Here is a 17524-nt window from a genome sequence, read left to right on the forward strand (position 1 = left end):
TAGTACACGTTAAAAAGGAGAGCCGGCATAGGTCGGCTTTTTTGTGTATGAAGGAATTTGAATTAATAAACCGCTACTTTAAAGGTCGTGGTATAACTCGTCGTGATGTAAGCCTAGGAATAGGGGACGACTGTGCATTAGTTACCGTTCCGCAAAACTGCCAACTTGCAGTAACAACTGATACGCTTGTATCGGGTGTTCATTTTTTTGATGACATTTCTCCCCGAGCATTAGGACACCGAGCACTGGCCGTAAATCTAAGTGATTTAGCAGCCATGGGGGCTGAGCCTACTTGGGTGTCGGTGGCATTAACCCTACCAAATATTAACCAGCAGTGGATTGAAGAATTTACTGAGGGAATGCACGAAATTGCTGAGTACTTTAATGTACAAATAATTGGTGGCGATACTACGCAGGGCCCTTTAACAGTTACTATATGCGCTAAAGGCACTGTGCCAGAGGGCAAAGCTTTACGCCGTGCAGGTGCTAAAGTGGGCGATTGGGTATGTGTGACCGGCACGCTAGGTGATGCCGGCTTGGCTATTGAATCTCGAAAGCGTGGCCTAAGTATTGAGCCTGAGCACTTAAAGTACATAAATAGCCGCTTTGATTACCCCACTCCACGGGTGGCTGCAGGGCAAGTATTACGTGGCCTTGCTTCATCAGCTATTGATGTGTCTGATGGCCTTATGGCAGATTTAAGCCACATACTTGATATGTCACAAGTCAGCGCCAGTATAAATATTGAAAACATCCCAACCTCAGACGCTATGCGTTCAAGCCTGAGCTTTGAGGCGCAATTGCCGTATATTTTAGGCTATGGCGATGACTACGAATTACTTTTTACTGTCTCTGAAGATAATAAAAGCATGTTGGAGCTTAAATTACGTCAATACGGCGTAGAAGCAACGTGCATAGGGCAAATAAAAAGTGGCGAAGGGCACATTGAGCTTTTACACCACGGTGAAAAATTTAATTTTGAGCAACAGGGCTTTGAGCACTTTGCCAAGGAGCAGGTTTGACTAGCAAAAAACAGTTTAATTTAAAGCGCCCGCACCAGTTATTTGGCCTAGGGTTTGGCACTGGCCTTGCGCCTGTTGCGCCAGGCACCTTTGGTACATTTGCTGCTTTACCATTTATTTTTATGACCATGTATTTTCCGCTTTGGCTACAAATCGTGTTTGCCGTGGTTATTAGTGTTTTTGGTATTTGGGCGTGTGGCAAAACCGCCGATGATTTAGGTGTGCACGACCATCCAGCCATAGTGTGGGATGAAGTTGCGGGTTATTACATTACGATGATTGGTGCAGCGCTTAGTTGGCAAACCTTACTTGTAGGCTTTTTATTATTTAGATTTTTTGATATTGCCAAACCTGGCCCGATCAAAACGCTCGATAAGCGAATGGATGGTGGCGTGGGTATAATGGCAGATGATGTACTTGCCGGTATTTTTTCGCTTATTTGTTTGCAAGCGTTAATAAAAGCAGGTTTACTACCCTTTTAATTTTTGTGTTTTATTTGTTTAACTAGGTGGCAGCGAAATGATGCGATTTTTACTGGTATGTGTACTTATGTTGTGTGCCATGCCAAGTTGGGCTTCTATTACTGATTACGTTGTTAAGCAATGGAATATCAAAGATGGCTTGCCCTCGCAATCGCTAAAAAGTGTTGTGCAAGATCAGCAAGGCTATATGTGGGTCGGAACGCAATTTGGCCTTAGCCGCTTTGACGGCACAACTTTTACTAATTACAACACACAAAATAGTCCTTTTTTGCCAAGCAATGGTATTAATAAACTGCTCATAGATAGTAATGGCTATCTGTGGGTGGGCACTAAAAGTGGCTTGGTGGTCATAAACCCACAAACGCTTGCCGCACAAGAATTTAATATTAAAGGCCCAGTTAGAGACATATTAGAAGATGCCAAGGGCAGCATTTGGATTGCAGCTAATGGGCTTTATTATGTAGACCGCAACCAAGTTGATTTACGTGATAAAGCGAACGAACTCGTTCCTATTGTAAATGCCACTGTGATCACCCAAATAGTGGGGTCGGTTAGTCAAATGGCGCTTTCTCCAGAGGGGATTTGGCTTGTCAACGATCGTCATTTACTACGCTTAACTAAAAGCGCCTCAGATTTTTCAAAACTCAGGTTGGAGTTAACAGCTAAGGTGTCGTTGCCTGAGCGGTTAGCACAAACCATTGTTCATGATCTGTCTTTTTTAAATGGTAATTTATATTTAGCCTCTGAACTGGGTGCCTACTTTTTAGATTTAGACGATGAGCTAAGACCTTTTCCGCTACCGAATGCGAATAACTCAGCTGTGTATAAATTTATGAGCGACACCAATGGTGGCTTATGGGTTTCTACGTATGGACGACTGCTTTTTAGAGCTAAGTCGGGTGAGTGGCAATGGGTTGAGCCAAGTCAGCTAGATCAAAGTATTTGGTTTGCCGATATTTACCGCGATAGCCAAAATAATATTTGGCTTGCAAGTTTTAGCGAAGGCTTATGGCTTGCACACGAAGGGCGTATAGAACGCCACTCTGCTTTATCGCAAATGACAGAGGCCGTTATGGCAATCAGCCAAGCGCCCGATGGTAATTTATGGGTGGCAAATAAAAGTGGTATTGGTTATTTCGATTTAAATAAAAACTTTGTCAATAAAATACCCAGTGCGCAATTTGGCCGTGCAACAGTACACGACTTACAGTTTGATGGCTCGCGTTTATATATAGCCACCGGACGAGGGCTGTTTTTTTACGAGCAAGATAAACTATACAGTTTTCCTGGCAGAGCCCTGCGTGACAACCCTGTATTTGCTATTAGCCCATCAAGCAAAGGTGGTTTTTGGATAGGTACAGGGCGTGGCTTGTATAGGCTAAGTTATGGCGGGTTAACACCCTTTGCATACAATGCCTTTTTAGGCAGTAAATTTATAACGTATGTGCTCGATAAAGCAAACTTTGGTGTAATAGGGACCAGTAAAGGGGCGTATTACTTTACTGACCGTGGCATTGAAAAAATAGGTGACCAAACTTCGCTCGAAAGTGCATACATCACCAGCGTATTACACATAGATGGTGTAGGTATTTTAATTGGCTCGCTTAATGACGGCTTATTTTACAGAAGTTTGCAAGGGCATTGGCGACAGTTAGATGCAGCCAACGGCTTACCCTATGGCTCTATTTTTAGCCTAGAGTATGACGAAACCTATAAGCGTGTATGGGTAAGTACCATGAAAGGTGTTTACCGTATGCCAGTAGCGCAATTTAAATCAGAGGTGTCGAGCTTAAAAGTGGAAGAGGTTATTTCTTCTTTTGATAGGCAGCTCGATGGTAAAGCAAGCCAGTGTTGTAACGGTTTAGGACACGATGCCGTTGCCATGACAGATTATTCAATTTGGTACCCAAGCTTACAAGGCATTGTAGAAATACCTAAAAATACCGAGCTATTTGGCCTAAATGTATTAAAGCCTAAAGTAGAAACACTAACCACACCACTGCGCGCGTTAACTACCGCAGCATTGGGCGAAAAGCCTTTACTAGATACTGATGAGCGCGACATAACGTTAAAGTACACAGCCATCGATTATTACGCGCCAAATAGTATTGAGTTTAGATATAAGTTAAGTGGGTTAGATAGTGATTGGCGCTATGCTAATGCACGCCGAGAAGCCATTTATACAAACTTACCGGCGGGGTCATTTTTATTTGAGCTTGAGGCAAAACGCCAAGGCGAAGATTGGGACAGAGCGCAAACTGTCGAGTATGCATTTGTAGTACCGCAGCGCTTTGACGAAACTATTTACTTTAGATTGCTAATTGTTAGTGGGTTTATTTTACTGTTTTACTTTATTTTTTGGGTATTTAGAGCGCAAGAGCGCCGTAAGCAAGAAGTACTCGAAGCCCTGGTTACAGAGCGTACATTAGAGCTGCGCCAAGCTAACGATAAATTAGGCCAAGTAAACTCACAGCTTAAACTAGTTAGTCACTCAGATGAGCTTACAGGGCTACGTAGCCGCCGCTTTTTGTTTGATCAGCTCCCTAAAGATATTGAGCACTTCCAACGTAATGCACAGTCTTTACAAGCGCAAGGAAAGTCACTTGTACTGCTTATTATCAACTTTGATAACTTTAGCCGTATAAACGATGCATATGGCCCAATAGCAGGAGATAGCTGCTTACAACAAATGGCAGCGTTACTTAATTCGCGTACCCAAGGCTCTGACTATGTAGCACGCTGGAGTGGGGATGAGTTTTTATTATTGCTGCGCGATTTTAAGTGCAACATGATTGACAGCTATGCCTCTGATTTATGCCAAGCAATCGCTTTAAATTCGTTTCAATTACCAAACGGTAAAACAACCAATATTACGGCTTCATTGGGGTGGTCTTTTTACCCACTGCCGCTTTTAGGTGGGCAAGTAATAAGCTGGGAAACGTCGATAAACTTAGCCGATATAGCGCTTCATCAGGTTAAAAAACGTGGTGGTGACGGTGTGGCAAATATTACGTTTGATAAACAGTTGGATGCGTTTGAGTTTGAGCAAAATTCGAATGTAGATCAGCAGCTGGGTATTTTACAAAGTAATGGCTTAGCAGATATTAAAGTGTGGATGCGATAATGCCCAACCTACAAAAGTAGGTTAGGCATGGTGAGGGTAACGCTATTTAATTACTGGTTTAGCCACGCTGGTAAAATAGCCACTGACTCAGGTGCACTAAATGCCATACTTGCATCGGCACTTATATCTCCCCCTGCGGTACTTAAAATATTATTAAAGCGCATAACTACGTTGTTAGACTTTTCGGCAACGTATAAATCGGTTCCGCTATACATAATATCAACAGGGTTTCCTAATAATGTATTGGGCCCGCTAATCGTCGCGCTTATATTAACTAGTCCCGAGGCATTTGCGGTATTATTTAATACATAAATTTTGCCATCGTCAGCAACAGCTGCGCTGCCTACATCAGAAAGTATTAACGCACCACTTAATGAGTCGTAATCTATTCCATGAATATTGGTAGGTCCTGCTAGTGCTTGTGAATTATTGGCAGGTGTAATTAATCTATCTTCTGTACCTATTGTGGTCTCGCCACTTAGTAGCTTATTTTTAACTTGATCAAATACCGCTACAGTGCCATTGGTTAGCGCAACAAAAGCGCGGTCAGTGTTACTGTCGTAATCAACATCCCACGGGCGTGCATTATTGGCAAAAGTTAAGGTCATAAGAGGTGATACATCGCCGGTGGCACAGCTTGAAAATATAGTAATGCTCGGCGTGGTTTCATTATTTTCAGCCACAAAAATCATTCCACTATCGGAGGCAATATCTAATCCTTTAGGTGAAATAAGGCCTGTATTGCTTCCTGAAATCAGTCTATCTTGGCTGGCGTTAAATGTTTCGCCATCACGGTTATAAGCCACTTTAGTAGAAATGACGATTCCGCCCATTCCTGTACTGGCATTATCGAATGTTGCGTAGCTATTACCTGCTTTATCAAAGCTAACGCTTTCTATCGTTTGGCTTGCATTATAGCTTGCAAGTTCGCTACTTAATGCTGTATTTAAACGGCTAATTTGGCCTGTTGTATCACCCGCAGTGCTTGGATTACTGGATACGGCTACGCCTAATAGCGCCATATTAGGCTCAGTACTATCTGATATATCAGCCATTGAGCTTTGAGTTAGCGTGTTAGTAATTGACTCTGGCTTAGTAGACGCAGTACTTAAATCGGGCGCTATATCGCCACTTTCACCGGCAAATATATTACTAAACACTAAAATTGCATCGTTTGATTTTTCGGCCACACGTAAATCGCTACCCTCAAGGGTAATATCTACAAGGTTGCCTAGCATAGTCGCAGGGCCTGAAATACTGCGTGCAACAGATGTATTACCTTGCGCAGTAGAGGCATTATTAATAACAAAAAGCGCGCCATCGGTAGCATCTGATGCGCTACCAACATCCGATAAAATAAGTTTATTGGTGGTTTCATCATAAACAATGCCGTGAATATTTACCGATATTTGCACACCACCGGCATCGCTTGGTGTAATAGTACGACTTGGCATAGCGGTAAATTCACCGCTTACAAAATTATCATAAACCGCGACATCACCGTTGGTAAGTGCTACATAAAGTCGGTCGTTTACGTGGTCATAATCAACATCCCACGGGGCGGCTTCGGTAACAGTGGTAGCAAGCGGCGCGGCATCTCCCGCTGCAGCACTGCCAAATGTGGTAATTTGCATGGCACCAAAATCAGCTATAAATATCAGCCCGCTATTTTTTGCAATCGCTATGCCCTTAGGATTAACCAGTGTAGTGGCAGGGCCTGTAATTTCACGGTCTTGATTAGTACTAAAGCTTGCACCATCATCGCGATTGGCAAGTTGGCATATAGTTTTAATGCTACCATTTTCGCTGTCGCTTGCTTGTATTAAATTACCGAGGCTATCAAAGGCTACGCCTTCATTTGCAGTGGTATTAAAGGTTTTTAATTTGGCAGCGTCCTGGTTTATTAAATCAACAGTGCCTGCGTTTTGATCGCCGTTATTAGCTAAAATAAACGTGGCTGCACTAAAGCCGGGGTTACCGTTTGTGCCATCGCTTCCATCTTGACCATCTGCTCCCGGCGTACCGGCTAAACCGTTTTCTCCATCATCACCGCTACACCCTGAAATACCAAGTACTATCCCAAGCGCTAATGCTGAAAAACAAAGGGGGCGTTTAAGTGAACTGTTTTGTGTATGAAAGTGAGTTAAATTAGCTTTTTTCATCATTTTTACCTTTTAATATTCCATCAAATGAAAGTAAATAACGTGCCTGTTTATACTCCTCAGTACGTACTATTTACTGTGTTAACCTCATAGGGATAACGCGTAGAAATACACATTGGATGCAAAAATTTAAAAAATAAAAAACAAAAAAGGAGCCATCAGGCTCCCTTTAAAAACTAGCTAGCAAAAATAATTAAGCGATAAACGATTTTATTGAATTTAAAATGCCTTGTTCGCCTAAGCCCATTTCATCGTGCATTTGCGCTTGTGTGCCGTGCTTAATAAATTCATCAGGAATACCTAAGTTAAGCACCTTTAGGTTGGCTTTTTGCGCTGCTAAATATTCATTAACCGCTGAGCCTGCGCCACCACAAATAGCGTTGTCTTCAAGCGTTACTATTACATCATGAGTTTGGCTAAGCTCATCTAATAAACTTGTATCAAGTGGCTTAATAAAGCGCATATTAACTAGCGTTGCACCTAGCTCACTTGCAGCAAGTTGCGCGTTTTCAAGCAAAGTACCAAAGGATAAAATAGCAATTTTAGCGCCTTGTTTAATGGTATTGGCTTTGCCTATTTCTAGTAGCGTCATTTCGCTTTGAATATCGGCAGTACCGGCACTACCACGAGGGTAGCGAACTGCTACAGGGCAATTAGCCTTATAACCGGTATAAAGCATATGGCGGCACTCGTTAGTATCACTTGGGGCCATAATAACCATGTTGGGAATACAGCGCATAAAGCTTAAGTCGTACGCACCTTGGTGTGTTTCGCCGTCGGCGCCTACAATACCAGCGCGGTCTATAGCAAAAAGCACAGGTAAGTTTTGCAGTGCAACATCATGGATAAGTTGATCATACGCACGTTGTAAAAAGCTCGAGTAAATAGCTACAACGGGCTTTAACCCTTCACAGGCAAAACCGGCGGCCAATGTGACAGCGTGCTGCTCTGCTATGGCTACATCGAAATACTGCTCTGGGTGCTCTTTTGAAAAACGCACCATACCTGAGCCTTCACGCATTGCCGGGGTAATAGCCATTAATTTTTTATCTTGCTCGGCCATATCACACAACCAATCACCAAACACCTTAGAGAAAGTGGCGGCACCAGGTTTAGATTTAGGTAAGCTTGATGTATTAGGGTCAAACTTTGGCACACCGTGATAGCCAATAGGATCAGCTTCTGCGGGTTTATAGCCTTTTCCTTTTTGGGTTTTTATATGTAAAAGCTGAGGCCCTTTTAAATTACGCATATTACGCAGTGTATCTACGAGCATATTTACATCGTGGCCATCAATTGGGCCAATGTAATTAAGACCTAGTTCTTCAAAAAAGGTACCTGGAATAACCATTCCTTTTAGGTGCTCTTCTACTTTACTGGCAAGCTCTTTAACAGGAGGCACGCCAGAGAGTAACTTTTTACTGCCTTCGCGAATATTTGTGTAAAAGCTGCCAGATAAAATACGCGCAAAGTGATTAGTTAACGCACCGACGTTTTCAGAAATCGACATTTCGTTATCATTTAAAATGATTAACATGTCAGATTTTACATCGCCTAAGTGGTTCATGGCTTCAAATGCCATACCTGCTGTAATGGCACCATCGCCTATAACGGCAACAGTTTTGCGGCCTTTGCCTTCTTTTTGAGCCGCAATAGACATACCAAGTGCTGCCGAAATAGAGGTGCTTGAATGGCCTACGCTAAAGGTATCGTATTGGCTTTCTTCACGAAAAGGGAATGGATGTAATCCGTCTTTTTGACGAATTGTATGCATTAAATCGCGTCGACCGGTTAAAATTTTATGCGGGTATGCTTGATGGCCTACATCCCATACAAGGCGATCTTCTGGTGTGTTATACACATAATGTAGAGCAACGGTAAGCTCAACAGTTCCTAAACCAGACGCTAAATGGCCGCTACTTTGCGAAACAGAGTTGAGTAAATAGTCTCGTAACTCGTTGCTAAACGCAGGGAGTTTATCTTGCGCTATATCGCGTAAGTGGGCTGGTTCGTCAACCAAGTTAAGTAATGGATACTTGCTACTATCAAGTGTCATGGTATTTATTTTATCCTTCGCTAACACCGGTGCTAACTTATTAGTTGTTACCGCTGTTGAGTAATAATGTCAGTGCTAAATGGCAATACGTATATGTAACACTCAATGGTCACGTTTAATCAGGTAGTTTGCCAGCGCCGCTAGAACAGAGGTATCAGCATCTATTTTGTTTAATGCTTGATGCGCTTGTCCTATTAAATTTTGCGCCATTTGCTTGGCACCTTGCATACCTAATAGGGCCGGATAAGTTGCTTTATTAGCAGCTAAATCAGAGCCTTGTGGCTTACCTAAAGTAAATGTGTCACCTTCAACATCTAAAATGTCGTCGTGCACTTGAAATGCCAGCCCTATAGCATACCCAAAAACACGTAAGTTTTCTAAGGTTTGTTTGTCTGCTTTTTCGCTACATAATGCACCCAATGTAATGGCACAGTTGATTAAGGCACCCGTTTTTAATTTATGAATTCGTTCAAGCTGTTGTACTGTAATCACTTTATCTGTGGCTGCAATATCTAGCCCTTGCCCGCCTACCATGCCTTCAAGCCCCGATGCTTTAGCCAGTGCGCTGATCATTTTTACTTGTGTTGATGCGCTGCAGGTGAAATTGTGAGCCGAGATAAGTTCAAAGGCTAATGTTTGTAGTGCATCGCCTGCTAAAATTGCATGCGCATCGTCAAACTCTATATGGCAAGTTGGGCGTCCACGGCGAAGGTCGTCATCATCCATGGCTGGTAAATCATCGTGCACCAACGAGTAGCTATGAATACACTCAATAGCAGCAGCAAGAATATCTAAATCTTGCTTATTAGCTCCGAGCATTTCACCACTTGCGTAGACTAAAAAGGGGCGTAAACGCTTGCCACCGTTAAATAAGCCGTACTGCGTAGCTTCTTTTACTGTGTGTGCAGTATCAAGGGGTTGATCAAAGTACTGTTGCAGGGTCTTTACGACATCTTGTTGAGCACATTCTATTTTTTCTTGTATGCTCACGGTTATTCCATATCGTTGTTAAATGAAGTAAGCGCTGCTTTTTCGTCATTACCCATCAAAATAGACACTTTTTGTTCTGCTTGTTGTAACTTACCCGTTGAGGCGTTAGCTAAGGCTATACCACGCTCAAATTGCTTTAACGACTGTTCAAGCGATAAATCACCTTGTTCCATTTCACCGACAATGGTTGATAGTTCTTCGAGTGCTTGTTCAAAACTTAGGTTTTCAGGTTTTTTAGTCGCCATGTTTAATTTCAGCCAGCATGATAAATTTAGGAGCCAATTTTAGGGGGAATGCTAAACTAGGTCAAAGGATGATCGTTGTTTTTTGAGTTATATCAGTTTAAATCGTATTTTTACCATGTATAAGATGCGTATTAGTGCTCACTGTGTACAATAAAATTAATCAGTCGCTAGGCGAGTAGGGTATCTTGATCTAAAATTAGGCCAAACACAGTGTTTTACACTTTTTTCAAAAATGGCTTAAGTATTTCAGTATCTTGCCGATAAGCAGTTAATAATAAAAGTTTGAATAACAAAGTATAATACTTTGGAGGAAATGTGGATTTAGCAACCATAATTGGGATCCTTGGCGCAATTGGTTTAATTGTCATGTCCATGTTTATGAGTAGTAGCGGTGAAATGGGGATGTTTGCCGATGCGCCTTCTAGTGTAATTGTATTTGGTGGCTCACTATTTATTGTGTTATCAAACTTTACCTTGTCGCAGTTTTTGGGCATAGGTAAGGTTGTTGGTAAAGCATTTATGTTTAAAATCGAATCGCCAGAAGAGCTGATTGAAAAAGCAGTTGAACTTGCTGATTCAGCCCGTAAAGGGGGGTTTTTAGCCCTCGAAGAAGCCGAAATACCAAACCCTTTTATGCGCAAAGGTGTAGATATGCTCGTTGATGGCCACGATGCTGATGTAGTTCGTGCCACGCTTCAAAAAGACATTTCTTTAACCACAACTCGTCACGAACTGGGCGCCGGTTTATTTAAGTCACTTGCCGATATAGCCCCTGCAATGGGTATGATAGGAACGTTAATAGGCTTAGTTGCTATGTTATCTAACATGGATGACCCTAAAGCCATTGGCCCCGCAATGGCGGTGGCATTATTAACTACTTTATATGGTGCATTTTTAGCAAATGTAGTGGCTATTCCTATTCAGGTAAAACTGGAGCTTCGTAAAGACGAAGAAGCCATGAATCAGCGTCTAATACTGGATGCTATTTTAGGTATTCAAGATGGCCAAAACCCGAAAGTAATTGAAGGTATTTTGAAAAACTACCTTGCTGAGTCTAAGCGCAAAGTAGATACCGAGGAGTAACCATGTCTGATCAAGAGTGCAAATGCCCACCCCCAGGTTTGCCTGCTTGGATGGGAACATTTGCCGACCTAATGTCGCTTTTAATGTGCTTTTTTGTACTTTTGCTCGCGTTTTCAGAAATGGATGTACTTAAATTTAAGCAAATAGCAGGCTCGATGAAGTTTGCATTTGGTGTGCAAAACAAAATAGAAGTAAAAGATATCCCTAAAGGGACCTCGGTTATTGCTATGGAATTTACCCCTGGTAAGCCTGAACCTACCCCGATAGAAACCATTCAGCAACAAACGGTTGAAATGACCCAGCAAATGTTAGAGTTTCAAGCGGGTGATGAAAGCTCTGCTGGTGGTAGACAAGAGCAACGTGGCGATAAGCGTGGTGGCGAGTCACGTAGTACATCGCAGCAGCAATCTTCAGAGCAAGCAACTTCAGCCGCCGATCAAGAACAAACTAACGAGTTAGTGAAAAAAATAGCACAACAGCTCGAAAAACAAATTATCGACGGTGCAATCGAGCTTGAATCTTTAGGGCAGCAAATCATTATTCGTATCCGTGAAAATGGCTCATTTCCCTCTGGCAGTGCTTTTTTACAACCTAAGTTTAAGCCCATAATTCAAGATATTGGTGAGTTATTAAAAGATGTACCTGGAGAAATTACGGTATCGGGTCACACCGATGATTTTCAGGTTTCTAACGAGTTGTATATTAATAACTGGGACTTATCGTCAAAGCGTGCTGTAGCAGTAGCAAGCGAATTACAAACGGTACAAGGGTTTGATAAAAACCGTATGATGGTCGTAGGGCGTGCTGATACTCGTCCACTTGTTCCGAATGATTCAAACGAAGATAGGCGTAGAAATCGCCGAGTAGAAATATCAATCTTACAAGGTAAGGCTAAAGAGTCAGACCCTATTGATGTGCGCTAGGCGAGTAGCGGGCGCTAATTTCTCTAATTAAGTTTCTTTTTAAGGTACTTAATCGCCTAAGTATCTTGGCAAGTTCATTATTTTAGCTTAAAGTACATTTCTTTAACATATGTAATGGTGTTTCTGTGAAAATAATCGATAAATATTGCTATATGCCGGGAAATGGTTCTGGTGGTGACGATGATAAGACTAATGATTAACTATGTTTAGATGGTTCAATGAGTTATATGCATTTATTGAGCTCAGCTGGGTTTTGTTTTTACTTCCAGCTATAGTTATTTTTTTTCTACGAAAAGATTATTTAGCACTCAGGTTTGTTTGTATCACGAGTGCTTTTTTCTTATTTGGTGCTTTTATATATGAGCCTTTAAAAACGTTTGATAAAGATATTAACATTTACAGGTACGTCATTTGGGCTTTTAATGATATTGCTTGGATGGCATTAATTGCTTATCTAGGCTTAAAAGATAAAGTTTATTTATGGCAATGTGTATTAGGGCAACTTGTGGTTGTAATGGCCCCAACTTTACAGTTGTTCAGAGTTGTAGATCGCCATTTATGGGATTTATCCTATAGTACTTTAATGTATAAAACTCTTTTACCTCTGATTAATATTTCTACTGTAGTAGTATGTTACCTCCCTCTTATTTATATTTTAGTTAAAAACAAAGAAGACCAGATTAGTAGTAAATATAAAACTCCCTCCCCCTAAAATAGCTGTGCTAAACTACTGTTCATATAAACAGTTAGTGAGCAACTCCCAATGAAACTCTATATCGCAGAAAAGCCATCACTTGGCAGAGCTATTGCTGATGCATTGCCAAAACCACATAAAAAACACGATGGTTATATAGAAGTGGCTAATGGTGACTGTGTCTCGTGGTGTATAGGGCACTTACTTGAGCAAGCTGAGCCTGATGATTATGATGCGCGTTTTAAAAAGTGGCAATTTGAACACCTTCCCATAGTGCCACAGCAATGGCAGCTCAAGGCAAAAACGAAAACGCGTAAGCAATTAACTATTTTAAAAAAGCTAATTAAGCAGGCATCAGTACTCGTGCATGCGGGGGATCCCGATCGCGAAGGCCAATTGTTGGTTGATGAAGTCATAGAGCAAGCCAAAATAAGTAAAACCAAAAAGCAAAGCATTCAACGTTTACTTATAAGTGATTTAAATTTAGCGGCGGTAAAAAAAGCGCTTACTACTATGCGTTCAAATCGTGAATTTATTCCGCTTAGTGTATCGGCGCTTGCGCGTTCACGTGCAGATTGGCTATTTGGTATGAACCTTACGCGTGCTTATACGCTGGCGGGACAAAAAGCAGGCTTTGGCAATGTGTTGTCGGTGGGTCGCGTACAAACTCCAATTTTAGGTTTAGTGGTTAACCGGGATAACGAAATAGCTAACTTTGTGTCAAAACCATTTTATGAAGTGTTGGCGCATTTAATAACCCCAGAGCAGCTAAGCTTTGTGGCCAAATGGGTACCAAGCAAAGCCTGCGAGCCGTACCAAGATGAAGAGGGCCGCGTTTTAAATAATGCATTAGCCGAAAACGTCGCCTCGCGAATAGCCAATCAACCAGGCGAGGTTACAGCACTTGAACAAAAACAAAAAAAACAAAGCGCGCCGCTGCCTTATAATTTATCAGCACTGCAAATAGATGCTGCTAAGGCATTTGGTATGGCAGCTCAGCAAGTACTCGATATTTGCCAAACGCTCTATGAGCGTCATAAGTTAATTACTTACCCTCGTTCTGATAATCGTTATTTGCCTAAAGAGCATCATTTAGATGCGCCTGCAATTTTAAAAGCAATTGCAGCTAATGGCGGTCAAAATACTGAGTTTGTGAATGGGGCAGACGCTAAAAAACGCAGCAAATGTTTTAACGATGCAAAAGTGGCTGCACACCATGCAATTGTACCTACCGCTAAACAACTAAAAACAGCGACTTTGGCGGCTGATGAAGCAAAAGTATATCAACTTATTAGCAGGCATTACCTAATTCAGTTTTACCCCGATTACATTTATAACGAAACTAAAGTAGAGGTAACAATTGCGGGAGGTTTATTTAAAGCCAATGCAAAGCAAGATGTAAGCTTAGGGTTTAAGGTATTAATGGGCAAAGCCGAGCTAAAAGATGAAGCAACCTTGCCTCATTTAACAAAAGGCATGGCGCTTAACTGCACTAAAGGTGAAGTGGTAGAAAAACACACTACGCCACCGTCTCATTTTACTGATGCAACATTGCTAAGTGCCATGACCGGCATTAGTCGTTATGTAAAAGACTCACAAATTAAAAAAATACTCAAAGAGACCGATGGGCTAGGAACAGAGGCAACCCGCGCAGGCATTATTGAATTATTATTTAGGCGTCGTTTTTTAAAGCGCGAAGGTAAATCAATTAAAGCTACACAAACAGGCTTGGCACTTATTAGTGTTTTACCAGAGGGTTTAGCTAGCCCCGATTTGACCGCTAAATGGGAGGCGAGTTTAGGCAACATTGCTCAACAAGCAATGAGCTACCAACAATTTTTACAACCACTGCTGGTGGAGCTTGAAGGTTTTGTACAGCAAGCAGCTAGTTGTGATAGCCATGTATTTTCAAAGCTGCCTAAAACACCGCCTAAAAAGCGCTTTGCTAAGGGTGGTAAAAAAGCACCATTTAAAAAATCAAATTATAAAAAGAGCTCAGCAACCACTTAATCGCTGAGCTCTCAAATATGGCTTATTTTTTATTAAATAACGCGACTGCAGCGTTACTCATGGCTTTTATACCGGTCGGTAATGCTACTTTATAATCTGGCGCAAATTTACTTGAGTGTAATGAGGGAAGTGTTTGGTTACTTTTCATCGCATTTATATATTGCTGCTGGTTTACTCCACCTAACCAAAATAACGTAATAGGAACGTTTTCATCAGTTCTACCGTACAGCCCAAAATCTTCACCAGCCATAACCGCTTTTGTCTCAAGTACATTAGTTTCGCCAATTGCATCAGCAATAGCACTCCTAACAAGATTAGTTTGCTGAGGGTTATTGTAAGTAGATGGAATAGATTCATCTTCATGAACATGAACAACAGGGTAGTGTGACTCAGTAAGGCCAGCACTTTGAGCAATACCCGCTGTAATACGTTTTATTGCTGCTATTTGCGCCGTCCGTACCTCTGGGTTGTAGCTTCTAAGCGTAAGCTGTAGTTTTACTTCATCGGAAATCACATTATGCTTTGAGCCACCATGAATAGAGCCCACAGTCACAACGGAAGGCTCAAGTGGAGAAAGCTCGCGGCTTGTGATTGTTTGTAATGCTAATACCGTACGCGCCGCAATAACTACAGGGTCTACGGTAGTGTGTGGGTAGGCGCCGTGTCCGCCTTTACCTTTTATAGTTATATCTACTGAATCAACACTTGCCATGGTGTATTCATTTTTCATTGATACCTTACCCGCAGGCACGCTGGCACTAACATGCAGCGCAATAACATGATCAGGTTTAGCATATTTACTAAATAAGCCTTCACTTAACATGGCTTTTGCTCCACCGCCAACTTCTTCTGCAGGTTGAGCAACCATCATTAACGTTCCTTGCCACTTATTTTTATGGGCAATAAGTTGCTCAGCAGTACCAATAAACGAGCTCATATGTATATCGTGGCCACAGCCATGCATTACACCTACTTTATTCCCATGCTCGTTGGTCACTTGTACTTTAGATGCATAAGGTTTACCGGTTTGCTCTGTGATTGGTAGGCCATCAGTATCAGTACGAATCATTATTGTAGGGCCGGTGCCATTTTTATAAATCCCTACCACACCGTAGCCGCCCACATTATCTGTTACGTCAAACCCAAGGTTTGTTAATTGCGATGCTATTTTTTTGCCAGTTTCTTGTTCGTGATATGAAAGCTCTGGAGATTGGTGTAAGTCGAGGTAAAACTTTTCAATAGCTGGCATACTCTTAGTTAAATCTAAGCTTAGTGACTTAGCGTAAGTAAGTGGGCTTGCTATCATAAATGCTGCGGCTAGATAGGTGATTTTCATGTTTTCCCTCATTATTTGAAAGTATTTAATACTTGTATTTATTATGTTCGTCTCCATATAAAAACCTAAATAAATGAATATGGCAATTAATTCAATGAGCAACATAGTTAGTATCAACGCACAAAACCTTCAGCAAGTACTCGGTGAAACATCACAACAAAAGTTGGTGCTGCTTAACTTCCACTCCCCACAAAGCCCTGAGTGTATTAGCCAAATCGGTATATTAGAAAATTTAGCTACGCAATATAAAGACCATATTGTAGTGGCTAATCTTGATTGTGACGCAGAACAAGCACTCGCCTCGCAATTAGCGCAGCAGGTTGGCTTGCAAACATTACCTACACTTGTATTGTTAAAAGATTCAGCTCCAGTAGATTTATTAGCGGGTGCACAAACAGACGCGCAAATTCGCGAAGCCCTGAGTAAGCATTTACCAGCGCAACAGGACCTACTTCTTGAACAAGCAAAACAAGCATTATTAAAGTCAGACCTAAATGCTGCATTTAATTACGCAAAGCAAGCGTATGAAATAGACAGTGCAAACGCACGTATAAAGCTTGTGTTAGCCGATATATGCATTCAAATACACAAGTTAGATGATGCGCAAGCACTCATTGATACCATTGACGCCCAAGAGCGAGATGCTTATTTTCATAATATAAAAGCTAAATGCGAAGCGGCTCTAGAAGCTACCGACTCGCCAGAGATAAAAGAAAAGCAATCTCAAGTAGAAAAGTACCCAAATGACTTAGACCTGAAAATAGAGCTAAGCCAATTGCTAAATGATGCAGGACGAAAAGAAGAAGCACTCGAAACACTGTTCAGCGTACTTAAAAAGGATCTTAATTTTAATGACGCTAAAGCAAGCTTTTTAGCAATTATCGCTTCTCTACCAGATGGCGATGCACTTGCAGCGAAATACAGAAGAAAGCTTTATAGTATTTTGTATTAATACGCGCAGTTAATAAATTAACTTAAAAGCACCTTATAGGTGCTTTTTGCGTTTTATACATCGCTATATTTAAAACAAACTGGCCTTTGTGTATAGGTTTAGTTTGTTTTTTGTACTGCTTTTGGCTCTTTAGAGTGAAAAATGCACGAAAGAGCTTTTATTTATAGTTTTTATCAAAAAACGCTTGCGTAAAAATCCGTTCTCCCTATAATGCGACCCCACTGAGACGGCAGAGCAGTCAACGCTAAGCGAGGCAAGCAAACCACTTAGTGAGTCGAGTAAAACTTAGTTTTAAAAACTTTCAAGTTTAACAAAATTAAGTGTTGACAAAAAAATAGGAAAGCGTAAGATGCGCAGCCCTAGCGAGATAAAGTTTAACGCTTTAATCGCAACGTTCTTTAACAATATAAAGCAATCATCTGTGTGGGCACTCGTACAGATTGAG

Annotated in this window: 13 protein-coding genes; 8 read left to right on the forward strand and 5 right to left on the reverse strand. The window is 41.4% G+C overall.

Features of this window, described 5'->3' with window-relative positions:
- Window positions 1-47 precede the first annotated feature (47 nt).
- From thiL to MTN96_RS25840, 3 genes are read left to right on the forward strand one after another with little or no spacing between them, the layout of a single operon-like run.
- A complete protein-coding gene (gene thiL / locus MTN96_RS25830) occupies window positions 48-1022 on the forward strand; it encodes a thiamine-phosphate kinase (protein WP_054983488.1) in 975 nt (324 codons plus the stop codon).
- The gene (locus MTN96_RS25835) at window positions 1019-1504 is read left to right on the forward strand and encodes a phosphatidylglycerophosphatase A (RefSeq protein ID WP_054983487.1); all 486 of its coding nucleotides are present in this window, start codon (window positions 1019-1021) and stop codon (window positions 1502-1504) included. The genes thiL and MTN96_RS25835 overlap by 4 nt, the downstream gene beginning before the upstream one ends.
- Before the next feature lie 37 nt (window positions 1505-1541).
- Window positions 1542-4628: a ligand-binding sensor domain-containing diguanylate cyclase gene (locus MTN96_RS25840; protein ID WP_029773767.1), complete on the forward strand. Its 3087-nt coding sequence runs from the start codon at window positions 1542-1544 to the stop codon at window positions 4626-4628.
- A 50-nt stretch (window positions 4629-4678) separates the two neighbouring features.
- Here MTN96_RS25840 and MTN96_RS25845 read toward each other — a convergent pair whose 3' ends face one another.
- The 4 genes from MTN96_RS25845 to MTN96_RS25860 all read right to left on the reverse strand — a co-directional run bounded on the left by MTN96_RS25845 (window position 4679) and on the right by MTN96_RS25860 (window position 10081).
- The gene (locus MTN96_RS25845; RefSeq protein ID WP_248533137.1) at window positions 4679-6790 is read right to left on the reverse strand and encodes a hypothetical protein; all 2112 of its coding nucleotides are present in this window, start codon (window positions 6788-6790) and stop codon (window positions 4679-4681) included.
- Window positions 6791-6983: 193 nt separating this feature from the next.
- On the reverse strand, window positions 6984-8846 hold the full coding sequence (dxs, locus tag MTN96_RS25850) for a 1-deoxy-D-xylulose-5-phosphate synthase (RefSeq protein ID WP_096042164.1): 1863 nt from the start codon (window positions 8844-8846) through the stop codon (window positions 6984-6986).
- A gap of 102 nt (window positions 8847-8948) precedes the next feature.
- Window positions 8949-9836 (reverse strand): (2E,6E)-farnesyl diphosphate synthase, encoded by an 888-nt coding sequence (gene ispA, locus MTN96_RS25855; protein WP_248533129.1) that lies wholly within the window; start codon window positions 9834-9836, stop codon window positions 8949-8951.
- Between the two features lie 2 nt (window positions 9837-9838).
- Window positions 9839-10081 (reverse strand): exodeoxyribonuclease VII small subunit, encoded by a 243-nt coding sequence (locus MTN96_RS25860; RefSeq protein WP_004586873.1) that lies wholly within the window; start codon window positions 10079-10081, stop codon window positions 9839-9841.
- A gap of 315 nt (window positions 10082-10396) precedes the next feature.
- Between MTN96_RS25860 and pomA the strand changes: the two genes are divergently transcribed.
- From pomA to MTN96_RS25880, 4 genes are all read left to right on the forward strand, one after another.
- Window positions 10397-11164, forward strand: a complete 768-nt coding sequence (gene pomA, locus MTN96_RS25865) for a flagellar motor protein PomA (RefSeq protein ID WP_004586874.1) — start codon at window positions 10397-10399, stop codon at window positions 11162-11164.
- Between the two features lie 2 nt (window positions 11165-11166).
- Window positions 11167-12087, forward strand: coding sequence for a flagellar motor protein MotB (locus MTN96_RS25870; RefSeq protein WP_004586875.1), 921 nt, complete (start codon window positions 11167-11169; stop codon window positions 12085-12087).
- Between the two features lie 202 nt (window positions 12088-12289).
- Window positions 12290-12799 (forward strand): hypothetical protein, encoded by a 510-nt coding sequence (locus MTN96_RS25875; RefSeq protein ID WP_096042163.1) that lies wholly within the window; start codon window positions 12290-12292, stop codon window positions 12797-12799.
- Window positions 12800-12850: 51 nt separating this feature from the next.
- Window positions 12851-14791, forward strand: a complete 1941-nt coding sequence (locus tag MTN96_RS25880) for a DNA topoisomerase III (protein WP_248533131.1) — start codon at window positions 12851-12853, stop codon at window positions 14789-14791.
- 22 nt (window positions 14792-14813) lie between these two features.
- Here the strand turns inward: MTN96_RS25880 and MTN96_RS25885 are convergent, their stop codons facing one another.
- Window positions 14814-16127 carry a M20 family metallopeptidase gene (locus MTN96_RS25885; protein ID WP_248533133.1) on the reverse strand — a complete coding sequence of 438 codons (1314 nt, stop codon included), beginning with the start codon at window positions 16125-16127 and terminating at the stop codon, window positions 14814-14816.
- Between the two features lie 94 nt (window positions 16128-16221).
- Here MTN96_RS25885 and MTN96_RS25890 point away from each other — a divergent pair, with 94 nt between their 5' ends.
- A complete protein-coding gene (locus MTN96_RS25890; protein ID WP_248533135.1) occupies window positions 16222-17079 on the forward strand; it encodes a tetratricopeptide repeat protein in 858 nt (285 codons plus the stop codon).
- Window positions 17080-17524: the final 445 nt, after the last annotated feature.

This window comes from Pseudoalteromonas sp. 2CM28B (assembly GCF_023161935.1).